Below are 17,493 nucleotides of genomic sequence, written 5' to 3' on the forward strand. Positions count from 1 at the left end.
CTTCCGGGGTCGTGCTCAGCTCCGCCGACCGGCCAGGTCGGCGAGCATGGCGTTGTAGGCGGCGAGCCGGTCGTCCTCGGCGCTGTCGAGGTGCCGGTCCAGCCGGACCGCCTCGCGGCGGTCGCCTGCGGCCCACTGCCGCAGCAGGGCGATGACCACGACCAGCATCGGCAGCTCACCGGCGGCCCACGCGATGCCGCCGCCGAGCCGCTGGTCGGTCAGCAGGTCGGGCACCCAGGTCAGGGACAGCGACCGGTAGTAGGTCTCGGCGATCACGGTCTGCCCGCTCATCAGGATCACGCCGAAGAAGGCGTGGAAGGGCATGACCGCGAACAGCAGGCCCAGGCGGGCCAGGTGCGGCAGCGGCCTGGGCGGCCGGTCCACGCCGACCACCAGCCAGTAGAAGACGTACCCGGAGACCAGGAAGTGCAGGTTCATCACCTGGTGCGCCCAGTGGTAGCGCATCGCCTCGCCGAACAGGCCCGAGAAGTACAGGACGTAGAACGAGGCGACGAACACCACGGCGGCCACCGCCGGGTGCGCCACCACCCTGGCGGCCCGGCAGTGCACCAGCGCGACCAGCCAGGCGCGCGGCGCGGGCGGCAGCGCGCGCAGCGCCAGGGTGACGGGGCCGCCCAGGACCAGCAGCGCCGGGGCGAGCATGTTCAACGCCATGTGGGAGACCATGTGCAGGCTGAACGTGCCGGGGGCGTAGCGGCCCAGCCCCGAGGAGGTCACCGCCAGCACCACCGCGCAACCCGCCAGCCACGCCGCCACCCGCCCCGCCTGCCACCGGTCGCCCCGCCGCCGCAGCACGCGCACCCCGAGCAGGTAGGCCGAGGCCAGCAGCAGCGCGCCCAGGCCCAGCAGCGGGTCGAGCCGCCACCCGAGCAGCAGGTCGGCGGCCGAGGGCGGGTGGGGCAGCTCGTAGCCGAGCACGGTCTGCTGCACCGACGGTCGCTCGACCAGCCACGACGGCGGCACCAGGTGGGCAAGGCCCACCGACGCGCCCAGCGCCACCCCCAGCACCACGACCTCCACCCCCAGCGGCAGGCGCGCCGCCCACCGCGTGCGCAGCGGGGGCACCGCGGCGCACACCGCGACCTTGATCGCCAGCAGCACCCCGTAACCCGACATCAGACCGTCGGAGCCCGCCGTGACCAGGCCGATCGCCGAGCCGCTGACCACCAGCACCACCAGGCACACCAGCGTCGCGCGGTGGTAGCGGCGCAGCACCCGGTCCCGGTCCGCCACACCGGGACGGCGCAGGAAGCCGCGCAGCGCCACCAGCATGCCGACCCACACCGCGGCGGCGGGCACGTGCCACACCGCCGCGTCGGTGGCCACGTCGTGCCACGCGCCCACCGACACGTGCCCGGCCACCACCGGGGGCAGCAGCCCCGCCACGGCCACCGCGCACCACAGCACGGCCACCGGCCACGACAACGTCATCCGCGCGCCGACCGCCACCACCGTTGCGACGACCGCGACGCACAGCCACGCCTTCGGCTCCTCGGCCGCCCCCACCAGCCCGGCCAGGTGCCGCCACACCACCGAGGGCGGCTGGCCTGAGGCGTCGCCCGCCGACAGCGGCACCGCCGCCCACGCCGCGACCGCCCACACCACCGCGGCGCCCGCGCCCAGCCGCACCGCCGCGTAGGCGTGCGCGGTCAGCCGTCGCGCGTCCGGCGCGGGCACCGCGAACACCGCGAACGCGAGGGAGCCCGCCGTCACCGACCCCGCCGCGTCGGCGATCAGCCGCACCACCCCGAACAGCCACGACGCCACCCGACCCGGATCGCTGTCGCCGAGCGCCCCGTGCACGTCACCGGCCGCGAGCACCACGGTCGTGACGCACACCGCCGCCACCCCGCCCGCGAGCAGGACGGCCCTGTCAACCCTCACGACTACATCAGTCGGGTGAAGATCTCCGGTGGTTCCCGGAACTACTCCGGTCGTCATCCGACCAACTGGGGGAGAGGTGTCCCCGACCAGAGGCGATCGGTTCGATGTCACGCACAGCCCGCGCGAACAAGCGCAACCCGGTGACCGCACGCCGCGGTCCTTCCCTCAACGCGGTCCTCACCGGCGTCGTCGTCCTCGTGGCGGTGCTCGTGATCGGCGGTGTGCTCGTCCTCGACCGCTCCGGCGGCGCGTCGAGCGGGACGCTGGTTCCCCCAGACGCGCACACCCTGTCCAAGGCCGATGGCGACGAGGTCACGCTCGTGGAGTTCCTGGACTTCCAGTGCCCCGCCTGCGCGTCCTACTACACGGGCGTGACCAAGAAGCTGGAGCAGGACTACCGGGGGCGGATCACCTTCGTCACCCGGAACTTCCCGCTGGAGGGGCACCCGCTCGCGGTGCCCGCCGCGCGGGCCGCCGAAGCGGCGGGCAAGCAGGGCAAGTACGCCGAGATGTACCACGCCCTCTACGACAACTTCGACACCTGGGCCACGGACGGCCGCTCCACCAGCGCCGACACCGCCCGCGCCACCGCGAAGTTCGAGGAGTTCGCCACCGCCGCCGGGCTGGACCTGGAGCGCTTCCGCGCCGACAGCGCCTCCGCCGAGGTCCAGGCCGTCATCGACCGGGACGTCGCCGACGGCACGGCGCTGGGGGTGGACAGCACTCCGACGTTCTTCCTCGACGGGGAGGAGTTCAGCGCGGGCGGGAGCACCATCGCCGACGCCGAGCGGGAGCTGAGGGCCAGGATCGACGCGGCGCTGGCCGGATGAACCGCGCACTGGCCTGGCTGCTGGTCCTCGGCGGCGGTGCGGGCCTGGCCGCCGCCGGGGCGCTGACGCTGGAGAAGATCGCCAAGCTGCGCGACCCCGCCTACGTCCCCACCTGCTCGCTCAACCCGGTGGTGTCCTGCGGGTCGGTCATGGACAGCGCGCAGGCCGAGGCGTTCGGCTTCCCCAACCCGCTGCTGGGCATCGCGGGGTTCGCCGTGGTGGTGACCACGGGCGTCGCGGTGCTCGCGGGCTTCGAGCCGCCCCGCTGGTACCGCGTCGCGCTCAACGCGGGCACCGCGTTCGGCGTGGTGTTCGTGCACTGGCTGATCGCGGCCGGCCTGTACGACATCCACGCCCTGTGCCCGTACTGCGTGGTGGTGTGGGTCGTCACCATCCCGCTGTTCTGGTACTCCACATTGGACACCTGGCCCGGCCTCGCGGCGTTGCGCCGCGTGCACAGCGCCGTGCTGGTCCTGTGGTACGCCGTGATCGCGGGCTTGGTGCTGCACGCGTTCTGGGACTACTGGACGAGCCTGCTGTGACGCCCGCCGGTCAGGTCCGGTCGAGCAGGTAGAGCAGCAGCGGCACCCCGTCGCGGTCGGTGAACGAGCCGCGCACCGCCCAGCCCTCGGTGTCGTAGAGCCCGCGCACCGGGGCGTCGCGGTGGGTGCACAACCAGGCCCGGCGGTGGCCGTCGGTGAACCGGCGCAGCAGGGCGCGGCCCAGCCCCCGGCCGCGGTGGCGCGGGGCGACCATGAGCTCGACCACCTCCAGCGCCGGTGAGCGCAGCAGGTGGCGCTCGGCGGGGGCCACGGCGTCGAAGATCGCGCGGTAGAACGGGGAGTCCGGCACCCGCTCCGGCGCGGGCCAGCCGTAGATCACCCCGGCGATCCCGTCGCCGTGCCGGGTGACCAGGCCGCGGACGCCGGGCTGGGCCAGGTGGGCGGCGAACCGCTGGGCGAACCCGGTGAACCGCTCCTCGGGCTCGCACCAGGGCGGCTCGGAGAAGCAGGTGCGGTAGAGCGCGGCCAGCCCGTCGATGTGCTCGGCCAGCGCCGCCGCGTCCACCTCGGCGATCAGGTGGCTGTCGACCCCCATCGCGCCAGTCTAGCCACGGGAGCGCGACCGGAGCCGGGTGTTTCGATACAGCGCGCGCACCCCGGTCCGCGGTGGTGGCCCGGACGGCTCAGCGCCGCCGCTCGGCGGCGTCGAGCGCGGGGGCCAGCGGGGCGAGCGTGGTGCGCAGCAGGTCGGGCAGCGGACCGGAGGGCACGACGAGTCCGCCCTCGGCGGCGGTCGGCCGCACCCACAGCTGGAGCGCGACCCGGACCGCGGCGGCCACGCCCGCCGCGAGCACGCGGGCGGTGTGCGGGTCGGGATCGCCCAGGCGCTGGGCGATGGCCGTGGCGAGGGGGTCCTCGATGGCGGCGGCGGTGTCGACGAACGCCTCCCGCAGCGCGGGTTGGGTGGTGATCAGCAGCAGCGCGTCGCGGGCGCGCTCACCCTGGTCGGTGTACTGCTCCACGACCGCCTCGACCACGGCCTCGGCGAGGGGGACGTGGGCGGGGTGAGCGGCCACCGCCGCGCCGACCCGTGACTGCCGTTCGGCGGTGACGGCGGCGACGATGGCCTGCTCGCGGCTGGAGAAGTAGTTGTTGTAGGTCCTCGGCGAAACCCCCGCCGCCTCGGCGATGTCGTCCACGCGGACGTTGTCCGGCCCGCGTTCCATGGCCAGCCGCAGCGCCGCCTCGCGCAGCGCTTGCCTGGTGGCCTGCTTCTTCTGCTCGCGCAATCCCGTCCGCCGCGTCACCACCGCCTCAGCATCGCAGAATAGATGCGTGAACGCAAACTTGCGCGCACGCAAGTTTTCCTCCTAGCCTTGGTCCCCCACACCCGATCGAGAGGACCGAACCCATGCGAGCCAAGGGCATCAGCTACGACACCGGCTTCGTCCGCGACGGCACGACCTCCCGCGAGCGCTTCGACCCCGACGTGGTCCGGCGCGAGCTGACCGTCATCCGCGACGACCTGCACTGCACGGCCGTGCGCGTCATCGGCGGTGACCCGGAGCGGCTGGAGCTGGCCGCGACGTGCGCCGCGGACCTCGGCCTGGAGGTCTGGTTCTCGCCCTACCCGCTGGAGCTGACCGCCGACGAGATGCTCGCGCTGTTCGCCGACTGCGCCGAACGGGCGGAGCGGGTGCGCGGGCGGGGAGCCGAGGTCGTGTTCGTCACGGGCGCCGAGCTGAGCCTGATGAACAAGGGGTTCCTGCCCGGCGCCACCCAGGAGGACCGCCTCGCGCTGTTGCTGGGCCAGGGGGAGGGGGGAGGCGTGGCCGAGCGGGTGGGTGAGGTCTCCGCGCGGGTCAACGACTTCCTCGCCACCGCCGCGGCGCTCGTCCGCGAGCGGTTCGGCGGTCGGATCACCTACGCCGCCATCCCGCTGGAGCGCGTGGACTGGACGCCCTTCGACATCGTGGGCGTGGACCTCTACCGCTCCGCCGAGGTCGCCGACCGGTTCAGCGCGGGCGTGCGAGCCCTCGTCGCGCAGGGCAAGCCGGTGGCGATCACCGAGTTCGGCACGGCGGCCTACCGCGGCGCGGGCGACCGGGGCGGTCGCGTCCTGGAGGTCGTCGAGCACGACAGCGACACCGGCGCACCGGTCCGGCTGGACGCCGAGTACGCCAGGGACGAGCAGGGTCAGGCCACCTACCTGCGCGAGCTGCTGGAGGTCTTCGACGCCGAGGGCGTCGACAGCGCCTTCGTGTTCCTCTTCGCCCTCGAGAGCTTCCCGCACCGCCCCGGCGGCGATCCCCGCGACGATCTCGACCTGGCCAGCCCCGGCATCGTCAAGGTCCTCGCCGACCACCGCGACGGCGCGCACCCCGGACTGCCCTGGGAGCCCAAGGCCGCCTTCGCCGCCCTCGCCGAGCACTACGGCGGCTGACCGGAACGCGCCCGTGGCCCGGCGGTGGAGCGCCGGGCCACGGGCGCGCTCATCGGGCTGTCAGCCCGCGCGGCACGACAAGCTGGGCCAGTTCCAGTTGCCGCCGTGCTGGATGGTGAAGCCGAACGTGTTGCCGTTGCCGTTGGGCCGAGCGGTCATCACGGTGCCGCTGGAGTCCAGTTCGGTGCTGGTGTTCCAGACGGCCGTGACCTTCTGCGGTGCGCTCAGCGTGACCGTGACGACCCAGTTGTCGCTGCCGGAAACGCTCACCTGACCGTTGAATCGGTCATTCCACTTCTGCCCCTCCTGGTAGGTCGTGGAGCAGCTGCCGCCTCCGGGGTTGGTCGTGGTCGTGGTGGTAGTGGTCGGCGTCGTGGTCGGGTTGGCCGCGTTGAGGGCGGCCAGGACGGCGTCGTAGGCGGGTTTCTTGTTGCCGCTGTTGTTGAACAGCAGCGGGGTGCCCGAGGCGCGCCAGGAGTCGCTGTCGCGGATGCCCCACACGGTGATGCCGGTGCAGCGCGCCACGGCCAGGCAGGCCTGGGTGACCCGCCGGAAGTTCTCCGCCTGGGTCTGCCCCGAGCCCTCGATGTCCAGCTCGGTGATCTGCACCTCCACGCCCAGGTCGGCGAAGCGCTGCAGGGTGGTCTGGTAGTTGCCCGGCACCGGGCTGGCGCTGTTGAAGTGCGACTGCAACCCCACGCAGTCGATCGGCACACCGCGGGACTTGAAGTCCTGCACCATCCGGTAGACGCCCTGGGTCTTGGCGTGCGACCAGTCGTCGGTGTTGTAGTCGTTGTAGCACAGCTTGGCGTCCGGATCGGCGGTCCGCGCGGCGCGGAAGGCGGCCTCGATCCAGTCGTTGCCGGTGCGCTGCAGGTTGGAGTCGCGTCGTGCGCCGCTGTTGCCGTCGGCGAAGGCCTCGTTGACCACGTCCCAGGCGTAGATCTTGCCCCGGTAGTAGGTCGCGACCTGGGTGATGTGGTTGAGCATCGCCTGCCGCAGCGTCGAGCCCTCCATGCGCTGCATCCACGGCGGCTGCTGGGAGTGCCAGGCCAGCGCGTGCCCGCGCATCCGCTTGCCCTGCGCCCGTGCCTGGTTGACGATCCGGTCGGCGTTGCCGTAGTTGAACTGGCCCTGAGCCGGCTCGGTCGCGTCCATCTTCATCTCGTTCTCGGCGGTGACCATGTCGAACTCACGGTTGAGGATTCCCGTGTAGGTCGAGTCCGAGAGCTTGTACGCCGCCACCGCCGTCCCGAAGTACCGACCGGTCCGGTTCGCCGCGGCGGCCAGGGTGCTGCCAGGACCGGGCGGGTCCGTCGGGTTGGTCGTGGTGGTGGTGGTCGTCGTGGTCGTCGTGCTCGTGGTCGTGGTGGTCGTCGTGGTGGTGCTGTCGGTCAGCGTCGGGGTCTGCCAGTCGCGCCACTGGCCGAGGTTGCCGGTGGCCTTGCTGTGCATGTTGACGCCACCGGTGAAGCTGCCCGTGTTGCGGAGGAACTTGCCGATGGCCTGCTGGAGCGGGGTGCGCCACTCGCCTCGGTTGGCGCAGTGGCTGCCGTCGGAGACGTTGGAGTGGTAGAGCAGGTTGGAGCCCGCCCCGAGGGCCTTGTAGACCTCGGCGCCGCCCAGGGCGGCCACGCTGGCCGAGCGGGGGCCGAGGTTGGCGATGTGCGGGTTGTCCATGATGAACAGGCCGCGGGGGGCGACCATGGCGACCATCTGGTGGGTGTCGACGGCGACGTTGTTGGGGTTGCTCGTGTAGGAGCCGAAGGCGTCGCCGAACCAGGGCTGCTCGCCGTAGGCGCTGCTGAGGCTCTGCGCGCCCTCGCCGGGGATGCCGCGGAAGATGGGCACGCCCGCGGTGCCGGACTCGATGGGCATGGTCAGCGCGATGCGCTGGTCGAACACGCCGACGGTGAAGGCGCCCTTGCCGAAGCGGGAGCAGCCGGTGACGCCGAAGGCGTCGGGGCGCAGGATGGAGCCGCCGGACTGCTCGACCACGTCGATGATGCGGCTCACGCCCCAGGCCCAGGCCATGAGCAGGCCGGTGGTGCTGGTGTTGCCGTAGATGCTGTAGAAGGCGCCCTGCTTGTTGTTGCGGGGGGTGCCCTCGCGGCCGACGGCGTAGGGGTCGTAGTTGATCACCGCGGCGCCCGCGGCCTTGATGGCGGCGGTGTCGGCGCCGAAGCCGCCCAGGACGACCACGGCCGGGAACGGGCCGGTGCCGCTGGGCAGTTCCACGCGAGCGGAGAAGCTGGAGCTGCGGCCGTTGTGGGAGACGTTGACGCTGATGGAGGAGTTGCTCACCGTGCCGCTGACGGTCGTGGGCTTGGCGGGCTTGTCGCCGTAGACCTGCCGCTCGGCCAGTTCGCGGATCTCGGCTCGTCGGCAGCGCCAGTCGCTCTTGCTGGTGATGCGGGTGCCGTCGAGCTTGGTGAACGGGTCGGGCAGGCGGGAGTTGGAGGGGAAGGAGCCCGGCAGGGTGACGGGGCAGTCCGCGCCGTCGTCCTCCACCGCCGCGGCGACGATCTCGCCCGCGGCGCGGGCCGGGCTGACGCGGGTGACCGCTAACACCGCTCCGGCGAGCACGAGTGCCGCTATCGCCAACATGACGACCGCCGCACGACTTCGCGGGCGGCTCGAACTGATGATCACCAGGACTCTCCTTTGAGACGGTGGTGAAGATGGCAACGGCGATCAACGATCAGGGATTGATCGTCTAAAGTTTCGGCCAGCATTACGAAAGATGTCAACGCGCTCGTCCGCATTCCCTCCTTTGCCGGTCTCACTTGGCATTCGTAGGAAGTGGGAGGAACGCCCCGTCTGCGCTTGATCGTGAAAGCGCTTACCAGTGGTGAGGTGTCCGACCGGAGACGAGCCTGCGGGCGGCTCGATTTTCGAAAGTTTCAGCGACTTGCGCGCAATGCCAGGAGGGCGGCGGCGAAGGCCGCGGCCAGCAGCGCCGCGGCGGCGGAGAACGCCAGGTGGTAGCCGTCGGTCAGCGCGGCGGGCGGGGTGCCCCCCGCCGCGAGGGCGGCGGCGGTGCGGGTCGAGGCCAGGGTGGACAGCACGGCCACGCCGAGTGCCATGCCGATCTGCTGCGTGGTGTTGAACAGCCCGGACACCAGACCCGCGTCGCGAGGCGAGGCGTCGGCCATGGCCAGCGAGGTCAGCGCGGGCAGCACGAGACCGCCTCCCGAGATCAGCAGCATCACCGGCAGCAGGTCGGTCGCGTAGTCCGCCCGCTCCGGCACGGTCCGCAGCAGCAGCATCGCGCCGAACAGCAGCACCAAGCCGACGAGCAGCACGTTCCGCGCGCCGAACCGCGTGTTCAACCGGGGCGACAGCAGCAGGGACACGCCTCCGATCGCCGTCGCCGCGGGCAACATCGCCAGACCCGTGCTCAGCGCGCTGTAGTGCAGGACCCGTTGCATGAACAGGGCGACGAGGATCTGGAACGCGAACATCGCCGACATGGTCGGCAGTTGCACCAGGTTCGCCCCCACCACGGCGCGGGAACGCAGCAGCCGCAACGGCATCAGCGGCGTGCGCGCCGTCGCCTGGCGCACGGTGAAGGCGACCAGCAGCGCCAGCGCCAACGCGCCGGGGCCGAGCGTGCGGGCGGTGGTCCAGCCGTGGTCCGCCACGCCGACCACGGTGTGGATGCCGAGCATCAGCCCGGCCGTCACCAGCACCGCGCCGGGCACGTCCGCGCCCGCCGCCAGACCCGCGCCGCGGTCGCGGGGCAGGGCGCGCACGGCCAGCGCGACGGTGGCCGCGCCGATCGGCAGGTTGATGAAGAAGATCCAGTGCCAGCTCAGCGCATCGGTCAGCAGGCCGCCGACGACCTGACCCAGGGACGCGCCCGCGGCGCCGGTGAAGCTGAAGACGCCGATGGCCCTGGCGCGCTCACCGGGTTCGCTGAACAGCGTGACCAGGATGCCCAGCACGACCGCCGAGGCCAGCGCGCTGCCCGCGCCCTGGAGGAAGCGGGCGGCGACGAGCAGGCCGGGCGTCGTGACCAGACCCGCCAGCAGCGACGCCGCGGCGAACACGGCGTTGCCGACGAGGAACACGGCCTTGCGGCCGACCAGGTCGCCCAAGCGGCCCGCGAGCAGCAGCAGGCCGCCGAACGCGATCAGGTAGGCGTTGACCGTCCAGCTCAGGCCGGCCGGGGAGAAGCCGAGGTCCCGCCCGATGGCGGGCATGGCGACGGTGACGATGCTGCCGTCGAGGACGGTCATCAGCATCGTGGCCGACAGCACGGCGAGCGCCGTCCTGCGGTTCGCGCGGGGTGCGTCGAGCGTGGGCGTCACTGGTCTCTCCTGTCTCGGGTGCGACAGGAGAGACCGTAGTAGATAGTTTTGTTGCAGACAATCTGTTTGGGGTCTACTTGGCCCGCTCGCGGGCCCGCCGGGCGGTCGGGGGAGCGGCGACCGGAATGCTCAGGTGGCCGGTGACCAGGCGGTTCAGCGCCCGGAGCAGCACCTCGCGCTCGTCGTCGGGCAGTGCGCCCAGTGCTTCCCGGTGCACGCCGTCGACGATCCGCTGGCTCCGCTTCGCGACCTCGGCGCCCTTCTCGGTGACGACGATGACCCTGGCGCGGCGATCCGCGCTCGACGGGCGGCGCTCGGCCAGTCCCGCCTGTTCCAGGGCGTCCACCGTGACCACCATCGTGGTCTTGTCCATGTCGCCGAGTTCGGCGAGTTGGACCTGGGTCCGCTCCTGCTCGAGGGCGTGCACCAGCACGCAGTGCATCCGAGCGGTCAGCCCGATCTCCGCCAGGGCCGCCGCCATCCGCGTGCGCAGCACGTGGCTGGTGCGGTCGAGCAGGAAGGACAGGTCGGACTCGGTGCGGGCGGGAGCCATCGCTGACATGGCCCCAGTTTACGGATGGTAAAGCGGCGGATTATCCGTCAGTGGAGCGTCTCCTCCTGGTCGTCGTGAAAGCCACCCCCGAACGCGGCTCGGCCGGGCGGCTGCGGCGAGCGGCGCCGTTGAGACGTTGGTGTTTCGACCGAATCGCGGCGGGGTATAACCAATCTGCTTTGCGTCTTGAGAACACAGGGCGCTGGAGGGTGCGTGATGAGCACGGTTGACCTGCCCAGGGACGATGCGGTCCTGGAGCTCCCGGACGAGCCGCTGTCGCGGGCGGACTTGGAGCGCAGGATCGCTTCCGCCGTGCCGGGGGTCCGGGGGGATCGGCTCGCGGATGTCCTGACCGTCGCGGCGGAGCTGGCTCGCAACGCCTGCCTGCACGCGAACTCCCCGCGGCGGATGCGGTTGAACCGCCCGCGCGAGGGGGTCGTCCGGATCGAGGTGGTCGACGGCAGTCCCGGCGTGCTGCCGGTCCTGGGCAGGTTCGACCAGTCCTGGCACGGTCGCGGGCTGGTCGTGGTGAACCGGCTGGCCGAGCACTGGGGCTGCCAACCGCACGGCGACCACAAGGTGGTGTGGGCGGAAGTCCGGCACGGTTGACCGGCGCCGCCGCGCGCCCGGTGCCGGGCGCTCAGCCCAGCAGTCGCTCCCACGGCTCGCGGGCCAGTCGGGCGTCACGCGCCTGCTTGTTGACCCGCTTGGCGGGCTTGCGCTTCTCGTAGTACTCGCCGGACTGCCAGTCCACGCCCGGCCTGCCCTCGGCCGGCCACACCAGTTGCCCCGCCCCCTTCTCCGGGGTGGTCAGCAGGGGGCGGATGAGGGGGCTGGTGGTGATGAACCGCATGAGCCCGCTCTGGGACCGGGTGCCGAAGCTGGTCGCGAGGTTGCCCGGGTGGAACGCGACGGCGGAGACGCCCCGCGCGTGGTAGCGCCGGTGCAGCTCCCTGGTGAACAGGACGTTCTCGAGCTTGGCCGCGTTGTAGGCCCGCACGGGGGAGAAGTCGCGGTCGTGGTCGAGGTCGTAGAGGTCGATCCGGCCCGCCAGGCGCGCGGCGCCGATGCCGTCGCTGGCCCCCGTGATGACAGTGCTCTTGCCCTGGTCCGTGGATACCTCCGTGCCGGGACCGTCACGCCGACACCATGCGCCCAAACTGTCAGCCGCTGTCGATCACGTCCCTCTCTGTAGATTCACCGGTGTCGTGAGCGGTGAACGGCCCGGCGTCGGCAGCCGTGGCGGACGGCGGTCGGGTGTCGCTACGGTCGGGGCGTGAGGTCCGGACCAATCGCACTCGCCGTCCTGCTGACCGCCGGTGTCGTCACGGCCACCGCGCCCGCCTCGGCCGCGCCCGATCCCACCGCCGACGCCGTCCGAGCCGTCGCCGACTGGACCGGGCCGCTGAGCACCAGAGGGCGCTACATCGTCGACGCCAACGGCAACCGGTTCAAGCTCAAGGCGGGCAACTGGCACGGCGCGAGCGGCACCTGGACCGGCTCGGGCGACGTGAACGACCCGGCGAACCACCACGTGCGCGAACTGGCCCACCAGACACCGCTCAACCTGGACCGGGTTCCCCTGGAGGGGATCATCGACGGGTTCGTCGACCTGGGGCTCAACAGCGTGCGCCTGCCGTTCTCCAACGAGATGATCCACGACTCCCGCCCCGTCCCCGACCTGCCCGCCAACCCGCAGCTGCGCGGCATGACCCCGCTGCAGGTGTACGACCGCGTCGTCGAACGGCTCACCGCGCGCGGTTTCGCCGTGGTGCTGAACAACCACACGAACACCTCCCGCTGGTGCTGCGGCGTCGACGGCAACGAGCGGTGGAACACCAGCCAGACCGAACAGCGGTGGCAGGACGACTGGTTGTTCATGGCCCGCCGGTACGCCGGGAACGAGCGGGTGGTCGGCGCGGACCTGTACAACGAGGTGCGGCGCGACGTCACCGACGACCCGAACTGGGGCTGGGGCAACGACCACGACTGGCAGCGGGCCAGCCAGCGGGTCGGCGACCGCATCCTCACCGAGGCCAACCCGAATTTGCTGATCATCGTGGAGGGCATCAACTGGACCGGGCTGCCGGTGGACGGTTTCCCGCACGGCAGGCCGACCCTGGAGCCGGCGCGCACGCTGTCGCACACCCTCGTGGAGTCCGGGAAGCTGGTGTACTCCGCCCACTTCTACGGCTACACCGGGCCGAACCACTCGGGGGCGACCGGCATCGGGGAGACCAGCGACCCCCGCTACCAGGACCTCACACCGCAGCAGCTGCGCGAGGTGGTGCACCGGCAGGCGCTCTACGTCTCGGCGGAGACCGGGAAGCACTTCACCGCGCCGGTGTGGGTCAGCGAGTTCGGCGCGGGCGGGCGGGGCAACGACGACCCGAAGTCGCGGGACTGGTTCGAGCGGTTCGTCGACATCCTCGTCGAAGCCGACGCCGACTTCGCCTACTGGCCGGTGGTCGGCCAGCACGGCGGCTCCGGTGACGGCTGGTCGCTGCTGGCGTGGGACGCCGCCGGGAACCGGATCGGCGTGCACGACAGCGCCGACTGGCGCGGTCCGGCGTGGCGGCGCCTGGTCGGCGCGACGGGCCGCACCGGGCAGGTCCCGCCGACCGAGCGGTGGTCGATGCTGAACCTGGACTACGCGGACTTCCAGGCTTCCAAGGTGGTCCGGGCGAAGCCCGACTGGAACCCCGGCGCCCGCAAGGGAGTCTGCCCGAACGGTCAGCGGCTGATCGGCTTGGCCGACGTCGGCGGACGAGGGCTGTGCACGGGAACCGCACCCACCCCCCAGGCGCACGTCACGGTGCGCGACGAGTCCTTCGTGGACACCGATTGGGCAGGCGGGTACACCAAGGTCCAGTGCCCGCGCGACCACTACGTCGTCGGCTACAGCCTCAACGGCGCCGCGTTCTCCGCGGCGCTGTGCGCCCGCTCGGCGACCCCGCTGGGCTCCGGCGGCAGGGCCGTGTGGTTCGACCGGGGCGACAACCGGCCCGGCGGCGACCCCGGCGGCGAGTTCGCGCCCAACCGCTACAAGGGCCAGTGCGCCTCGGACGAGCACATCGCCGGGATCGCCTACACCGGGCGGATCTTCTCCGACCGCGGCCCCGACGCCCTGTACTGCCGCCAGGGGGTGCCCGGCTGAGCCGGTCCGGACGTGTCGGGCGCCGGAGCTGGAAGCTCACCGCTCCGGTCTTCGGGGCGGCGGTGGGCGGTGGGCGGTGGCCCACCAGACCCCGCGCCGCGCGGAACGCACGACTCGGACGCGGGTCAAGCGCCCTCGCGACCCGCTACGGCCGTGATCCGGCTGCGCAACCGGAACACGTCCGGGGTGCCCATCGCCATGTGGTGGTGCAGAGCGGACCGCCACTGCCGAGCGGCTTCCTCATGCTCGCCGAGCGCGGCGGACACCAGGCCGATCCCCTCCATCGCCCTGGCGACCTCGATGCGTCGCTGGACCCGCCTGGCGATGTCCAGCGCGTTGCGGTGCCGGGCCATCGCGGTGGTCAAGTCGCCCAAGGCGAAGGAAACCGCCGCCAGGGTGTTGGTCGCCTCGGCCTCCAAGGCGGGCACCTGGACGGTCCAGACCAGCTCCAGCGCGCGGATGCCGCACCGGTACGCCTCGTCCAGCATCCCCATGGCCAGGTGGGTGTCCGCTCGGCGGGTCAGCACGATCGCCTCGCCGGAGCGGTACCCGATGCGCTGGGCCGTCTCCGCCGCCGTGTCCAGCACTGCCAGCGCCTCGGTGTGGTGGTGCAGCCGCAGCTCGGCGGTGGCCACCGAGTGCAGGGCGCTGACCACGTACGCGCGGTGGCCCAACCGCCGGTGCAGCAGGAGCGCGCTGCGGGCGGCTTCGCCCGCGAGCTGGAACCGGCCCATCGCCAGGTGCACCGAGCAGATCGAGTTGAGCGCAAGGCCCTCCTCGAACAGGTTGCCGGTCTGCCGGTGGATGGACAGGGCGCGCTGCAGGAACGACCGCGCGGCCTCGTACCGCCCGACCGCCTCTGACAGCAGACCGATCCGGTTCAGGCACTCGCCCTCGCACTCACGGTCGCCCGAGTTCTCGGCGATGGACAGGGCACGCCACATGTTGTCGAACGCCTCGGTGCACTGGCCCAGCTGCCACTGCACCGAGGACAGCGCCCCGAGGTTCATCGCCTTCAGCGCTTGGTCCCCGGTGCGCGCCGCCGACTTCAGAGCCTTGCGCAGCATGCCGATGTGGTTGTGCAGCCTGCCCCGGATCTGCAGGTAGCTGGCCATCGCCCTGGGCAGGTGGCTGCCGTGGTGGTCCGGTCCCTGCTCGGCGACGTGGGACACCGCAGCGAACAGCCCGTCCTGCTCCTGGTCGAACCAGGTCAGGGCGGCCGCCTGGCTGTCGAACTCCGGTGAGCCCGTGGTGGGCGGGGGCACGTCCAGCGCGAGACGGCGGCGGCCGGGGTGGATGCGCGAAGCCGCCGCCTCCGCGGTGTAGAGGTAGTAGTCCAGCAGGCGCTGGAAGATCGCGGCGCGCTCTGCCTCGGACTCCTCCGCGCGCAGCGCCTGCTGCGCGTACTCGCGCAGCAGTCCGTGCATCGCGTAGCGCTTCGGCCGAGGCTGGATGAGCAGTTGCGCGTCCAGCAGGTCCTCGAGCAGGCGCTCGGTGCGCGGGACCGACGCGGCGGTCATCGCGGCCGCGACGCGGGTGTCGAAGTCGTTGCCCAGCGTCAGCGCCACGCACCGGAACAGCCTGCGGTGCTCGGTGGGCAGCCTGCGGTAGGACAGCTCGATCGCACTGGACACGCTGCGGTTGCCCAGCGTCAGCCCGTCGAGCCGCTGGTCCTCGTTGCGCAGCCGGTTCACCAGGTCCTTGACCGTCCAGGTGGGACGGGTCTGCAAGCGGGTAGCCGCGATCCGCAGCGCCAACGGCAGGTGCCCGCACGCCTTCACCAGTTCGGTCACCGCGCTGCCGGACTCCTCCACCTTGCGGTCGCCGATGATCCTGCTCACCAGCATCACCGAGTCCTCCTTGGACATCGGCGACAGCGTCAGCGCGTGCACCCCGTCCAGGTCGGTGATGCGGGCGCGACTGGTGATCAGCAGCAGGCAGCTCGCGGCGCCGGGCAGCAGCGGCCGGATCTGCTCGATGCCCGTGGCGTCGTCGAGCACGATCAGCATCCGCTTGCCCGCGGTGCGCACCCGCCACATCGCCGACCGCGCGGCCAGGTCGCTGGGGATCTGCTCACCGCTCACGCCGATGGCTTGCAGCAACTGCTCCAGGGCTTCCGTCGGGTTGATCGGCTCGATGCCCTCGACGTGCCCGCGCAAATCGACGAACAGCTGCCCGTCCGGGAAAGCGTTGCCAATGGTGTGCGCGGCGTGCAGCGCCAGGGAGGTCTTGCCCACTCCGACCATGCCGTCGATCGCGATGATGGTCAGCGCCCGGTCCTCGACCGGGGGGACGGAGGCGACGATGTCGGTCAGCTCCGCCGCCCGGCCGGTGAAATCGGGCAGGTTGTACGGCAGCGTGTTCGGCGTGGGCGCGTGCTCCGCCGTCGTGTTCACCACGCTGATCGCCCGCTCGACCGGTTCGAGCCCGGTGTCCAGGTCGCCGCGCAGGATCTGCTCGTGCAGCCGCTGCAGCTGGGGGCCGGGATCGACGCCGAGCTCGTCGGCGAGCAGGGCGCGGGCGTCGGCGAAGGCGCGCAGGGCCTCGGCCTGGCGGCCGGTCCGGTACAGGGCGATCATCAGCTGGCGGTGCAGGGTCTCCCGCAGCGGGTACTGCTCGACCATCGCCCGCAGCTCGGTCAGCACGGACGCGGCCTCGCCCAGCGCGAGCCGTAACTCGTTCAGCTGCTCGCAGGCCACCAGCCTGCGCTCGTTCAGCTGCACGATGGCCGGGCCGAGCACCGGTCCGCCGAGACCGCACAGCGCGGAGTCGCGCCACAACCGCAGCCCCAGGTCCAGCTGCGCGGCGGCGTTGGAGGCGAGGCTCGAGGCGATCGCCTCGGCGGCCCTGGCCATGCGCAGGTTGAACAGGTTCAGGTCGAGCTGCTCCTCGCACAGCACCAAGCGGTAGCCGGGACCGTCGGTGACGATCAGTTCGTCACCGAGCCGCCTGCGCAGGTCGGCGACCGTCTTGCGGACCTGGTGCGCCGCGGTGGTCGGCGGCCTGCCCGCCCACACGGCCTCCACCAGGCGGTCCACCGGAACCATGTTGCCACTGGCCAGCAGCAGTGTGGCCAGCACGTGCTGCTGCTTGCGGCCACCAGGGTTGACCCGACCCTCCTCACCCAGCACCTCCAGCGGGCCGAGGACCTTGAACTCCAACCGCGATGCCTGTGGGACGTGGTGCTGGACACCTGCGTGGCCGTCGCGGGGCAGAGCTGTCATGCGCGCACCTGGTTGTCACGGTTCTGTCGGCGGGGGACGGGGGCGCCGGGACCACCCCGGCCGTGCCTGGCGGTCGAAACCGGGAGCGGCTTTCTCACGAAGGGTGCCGCGGGGACGTTCCCGCGACTCTCCGGCCCGAGAGTATCGGCGCGCACACCGTAGGATCGATCACCATCGCATTCAAGCACGCCTACCAGGTTCTGACCACTATAGGTAATCTGACGGCGACATGGAGTACCCGGTCACCTGTGGTGAGACCGGGCGAGCTGAGCCATCAGTGCCCGAAGGGGCAGACAGGCTTCCTGGCGGGCTTACTGGTCGGACCGGTGCGCCCCGCCATCCCGGTCGCTTCTCCTCACCGGATCGTGCCCGTTGGCGACGAGGTCGCCAGCCGGCGGCGCGTCCGCCACCACCGCGCCGACGGCCCGCTCCGGCTCGCGCGGCCCGGCGTCCGGTTCGACACCCGGTTCGCCGGTGAACGTGATCGGAGCGGCGGGCACTGGTTCGATTCCAGCCGCCCGCGCGTACCGGGACGGCTCCGGGAACGGATCGGTACCAGAGGCCG

General features: G+C 71.9%; 14 protein-coding genes. 5 read left to right on the top strand and 9 right to left on the bottom strand.

The window, feature by feature from the left end:
* Nucleotides 1–15: 15 nt before the first annotated feature.
* Complete coding sequence (locus tag JOF41_RS09100; RefSeq protein ID WP_307867335.1) at nucleotides 16–1,905, bottom strand: cytochrome c oxidase assembly protein; 1,890 nt, start codon at nucleotides 1,903–1,905, stop codon at nucleotides 16–18.
* A 104-nt stretch (nucleotides 1,906–2,009) separates the two neighbouring features.
* Here JOF41_RS09100 and JOF41_RS09105 point away from each other — a divergent pair, with 104 nt between their 5' ends.
* Both JOF41_RS09105 and JOF41_RS09110 read left to right on the top strand, forming a co-directional pair.
* Nucleotides 2,010–2,735 carry a DsbA family protein gene (locus JOF41_RS09105; RefSeq protein WP_209617771.1) on the top strand — a complete coding sequence of 242 codons (726 nt, stop codon included), beginning with the start codon at nucleotides 2,010–2,012 and terminating at the stop codon, nucleotides 2,733–2,735.
* The gene (locus tag JOF41_RS09110; RefSeq protein WP_189226806.1) at nucleotides 2,732–3,277 is read left to right on the top strand and encodes a vitamin K epoxide reductase family protein; all 546 of its coding nucleotides are present in this window, start codon (nucleotides 2,732–2,734) and stop codon (nucleotides 3,275–3,277) included. The genes JOF41_RS09105 and JOF41_RS09110 overlap by 4 nt, the downstream gene beginning before the upstream one ends.
* 10 nt (nucleotides 3,278–3,287) lie before the next feature.
* Here JOF41_RS09110 and JOF41_RS09115 read toward each other — a convergent pair whose 3' ends face one another.
* Nucleotides 3,288–3,833 carry a GNAT family N-acetyltransferase gene (locus JOF41_RS09115; protein ID WP_209617774.1) on the bottom strand — a complete coding sequence of 182 codons (546 nt, stop codon included), beginning with the start codon at nucleotides 3,831–3,833 and terminating at the stop codon, nucleotides 3,288–3,290.
* An 88-nt stretch (nucleotides 3,834–3,921) separates the two neighbouring features.
* Nucleotides 3,922–4,548: a TetR/AcrR family transcriptional regulator gene (locus JOF41_RS09120; protein WP_189226804.1), complete on the bottom strand. Its 627-nt coding sequence runs from the start codon at nucleotides 4,546–4,548 to the stop codon at nucleotides 3,922–3,924.
* A 101-nt stretch (nucleotides 4,549–4,649) separates the two neighbouring features.
* Here JOF41_RS09120 and JOF41_RS09125 point away from each other — a divergent pair, with 101 nt between their 5' ends.
* Nucleotides 4,650–5,681, top strand: coding sequence for a glycoside hydrolase family 113 protein (locus JOF41_RS09125; RefSeq protein ID WP_209617777.1), 1,032 nt, complete (start codon nucleotides 4,650–4,652; stop codon nucleotides 5,679–5,681).
* A 60-nt stretch (nucleotides 5,682–5,741) separates the two neighbouring features.
* On the opposite strand, the gene JOF41_RS37695 is transcribed toward JOF41_RS09125, so the two are convergent.
* From JOF41_RS37695 to JOF41_RS09140, 3 genes are all read right to left on the bottom strand, one after another.
* Nucleotides 5,742–8,333 (bottom strand): glycoside hydrolase family 10 protein, encoded by a 2,592-nt coding sequence (locus tag JOF41_RS37695; RefSeq protein ID WP_307867336.1) that lies wholly within the window; start codon nucleotides 8,331–8,333, stop codon nucleotides 5,742–5,744.
* A gap of 251 nt (nucleotides 8,334–8,584) precedes the next feature.
* A complete protein-coding gene (locus JOF41_RS09135; protein WP_307867337.1) occupies nucleotides 8,585–9,994 on the bottom strand; it encodes an MFS transporter in 1,410 nt (469 codons plus the stop codon).
* Nucleotides 9,995–10,067: 73 nt separating this feature from the next.
* The gene (locus JOF41_RS09140) at nucleotides 10,068–10,556 is read right to left on the bottom strand and encodes a MarR family winged helix-turn-helix transcriptional regulator (RefSeq protein WP_189227643.1); all 489 of its coding nucleotides are present in this window, start codon (nucleotides 10,554–10,556) and stop codon (nucleotides 10,068–10,070) included.
* Nucleotides 10,557–10,763: 207 nt separating this feature from the next.
* Here JOF41_RS09140 and JOF41_RS09145 point away from each other — a divergent pair, with 207 nt between their 5' ends.
* On the top strand, nucleotides 10,764–11,156 hold the full coding sequence (locus tag JOF41_RS09145) for an ATP-binding protein (protein WP_189227642.1): 393 nt from the start codon (nucleotides 10,764–10,766) through the stop codon (nucleotides 11,154–11,156).
* A 31-nt stretch (nucleotides 11,157–11,187) separates the two neighbouring features.
* On the opposite strand, the gene JOF41_RS09150 is transcribed toward JOF41_RS09145, so the two are convergent.
* Nucleotides 11,188–11,706, bottom strand: a complete 519-nt coding sequence (locus tag JOF41_RS09150) for a Rossmann-fold NAD(P)-binding domain-containing protein (protein WP_209617780.1) — start codon at nucleotides 11,704–11,706, stop codon at nucleotides 11,188–11,190.
* Between the two features lie 117 nt (nucleotides 11,707–11,823).
* On the opposite strand from JOF41_RS09150, the gene JOF41_RS09155 reads away from it, so the two are divergent.
* Nucleotides 11,824–13,704 (top strand): glycoside hydrolase family 5 protein, encoded by a 1,881-nt coding sequence (locus JOF41_RS09155; RefSeq protein ID WP_307867339.1) that lies wholly within the window; start codon nucleotides 11,824–11,826, stop codon nucleotides 13,702–13,704.
* A gap of 125 nt (nucleotides 13,705–13,829) precedes the next feature.
* Here the strand turns inward: JOF41_RS09155 and JOF41_RS09160 are convergent, their stop codons facing one another.
* A complete protein-coding gene (locus JOF41_RS09160; RefSeq protein WP_189227640.1) occupies nucleotides 13,830–16,928 on the bottom strand; it encodes an AfsR/SARP family transcriptional regulator in 3,099 nt (1,032 codons plus the stop codon).
* A gap of 311 nt (nucleotides 16,929–17,239) precedes the next feature.
* Nucleotides 17,240–17,428 (bottom strand): hypothetical protein, encoded by a 189-nt coding sequence (locus tag JOF41_RS09165; protein WP_209617783.1) that lies wholly within the window; start codon nucleotides 17,426–17,428, stop codon nucleotides 17,240–17,242.
* Between the last annotated feature and the right edge of the window lie 65 nt (nucleotides 17,429–17,493).

The sequence above is a fragment of the Saccharothrix coeruleofusca genome (assembly GCF_017876325.1).
GTDB lineage: Bacteria > Actinomycetota > Actinomycetes > Mycobacteriales > Pseudonocardiaceae > Actinosynnema > Actinosynnema coeruleofuscum.

Bases quoted from the DNA above. Each gene is read 5' to 3' on its own strand.
- JOF41_RS09140 (WP_189227643.1), bottom strand. From the start codon at position 10,556: ATGTCAGCGATGGCTCCCGCCCGCACCGAGTCCGACCTGTCCTTCCTG.
- JOF41_RS09125 (WP_209617777.1), top strand. From the start codon at position 4,650: ATGCGAGCCAAGGGCATCAGCTACGACACCGGCTTCGTCCGCGACGGC.
- JOF41_RS09145 (WP_189227642.1), top strand. From the start codon at position 10,764: ATGAGCACGGTTGACCTGCCCAGGGACGATGCGGTCCTGGAGCTCCCG.
- JOF41_RS09160 (WP_189227640.1), bottom strand. From the start codon at position 16,928: ATGACAGCTCTGCCCCGCGACGGCCACGCAGGTGTCCAGCACCACGTC.
- JOF41_RS09110 (WP_189226806.1), top strand. From the start codon at position 2,732: ATGAACCGCGCACTGGCCTGGCTGCTGGTCCTCGGCGGCGGTGCGGGC.
- JOF41_RS09115 (WP_209617774.1), bottom strand. From the start codon at position 3,833: ATGGGGGTCGACAGCCACCTGATCGCCGAGGTGGACGCGGCGGCGCTG.
- JOF41_RS09105 (WP_209617771.1), top strand. From the start codon at position 2,010: ATGTCACGCACAGCCCGCGCGAACAAGCGCAACCCGGTGACCGCACGC.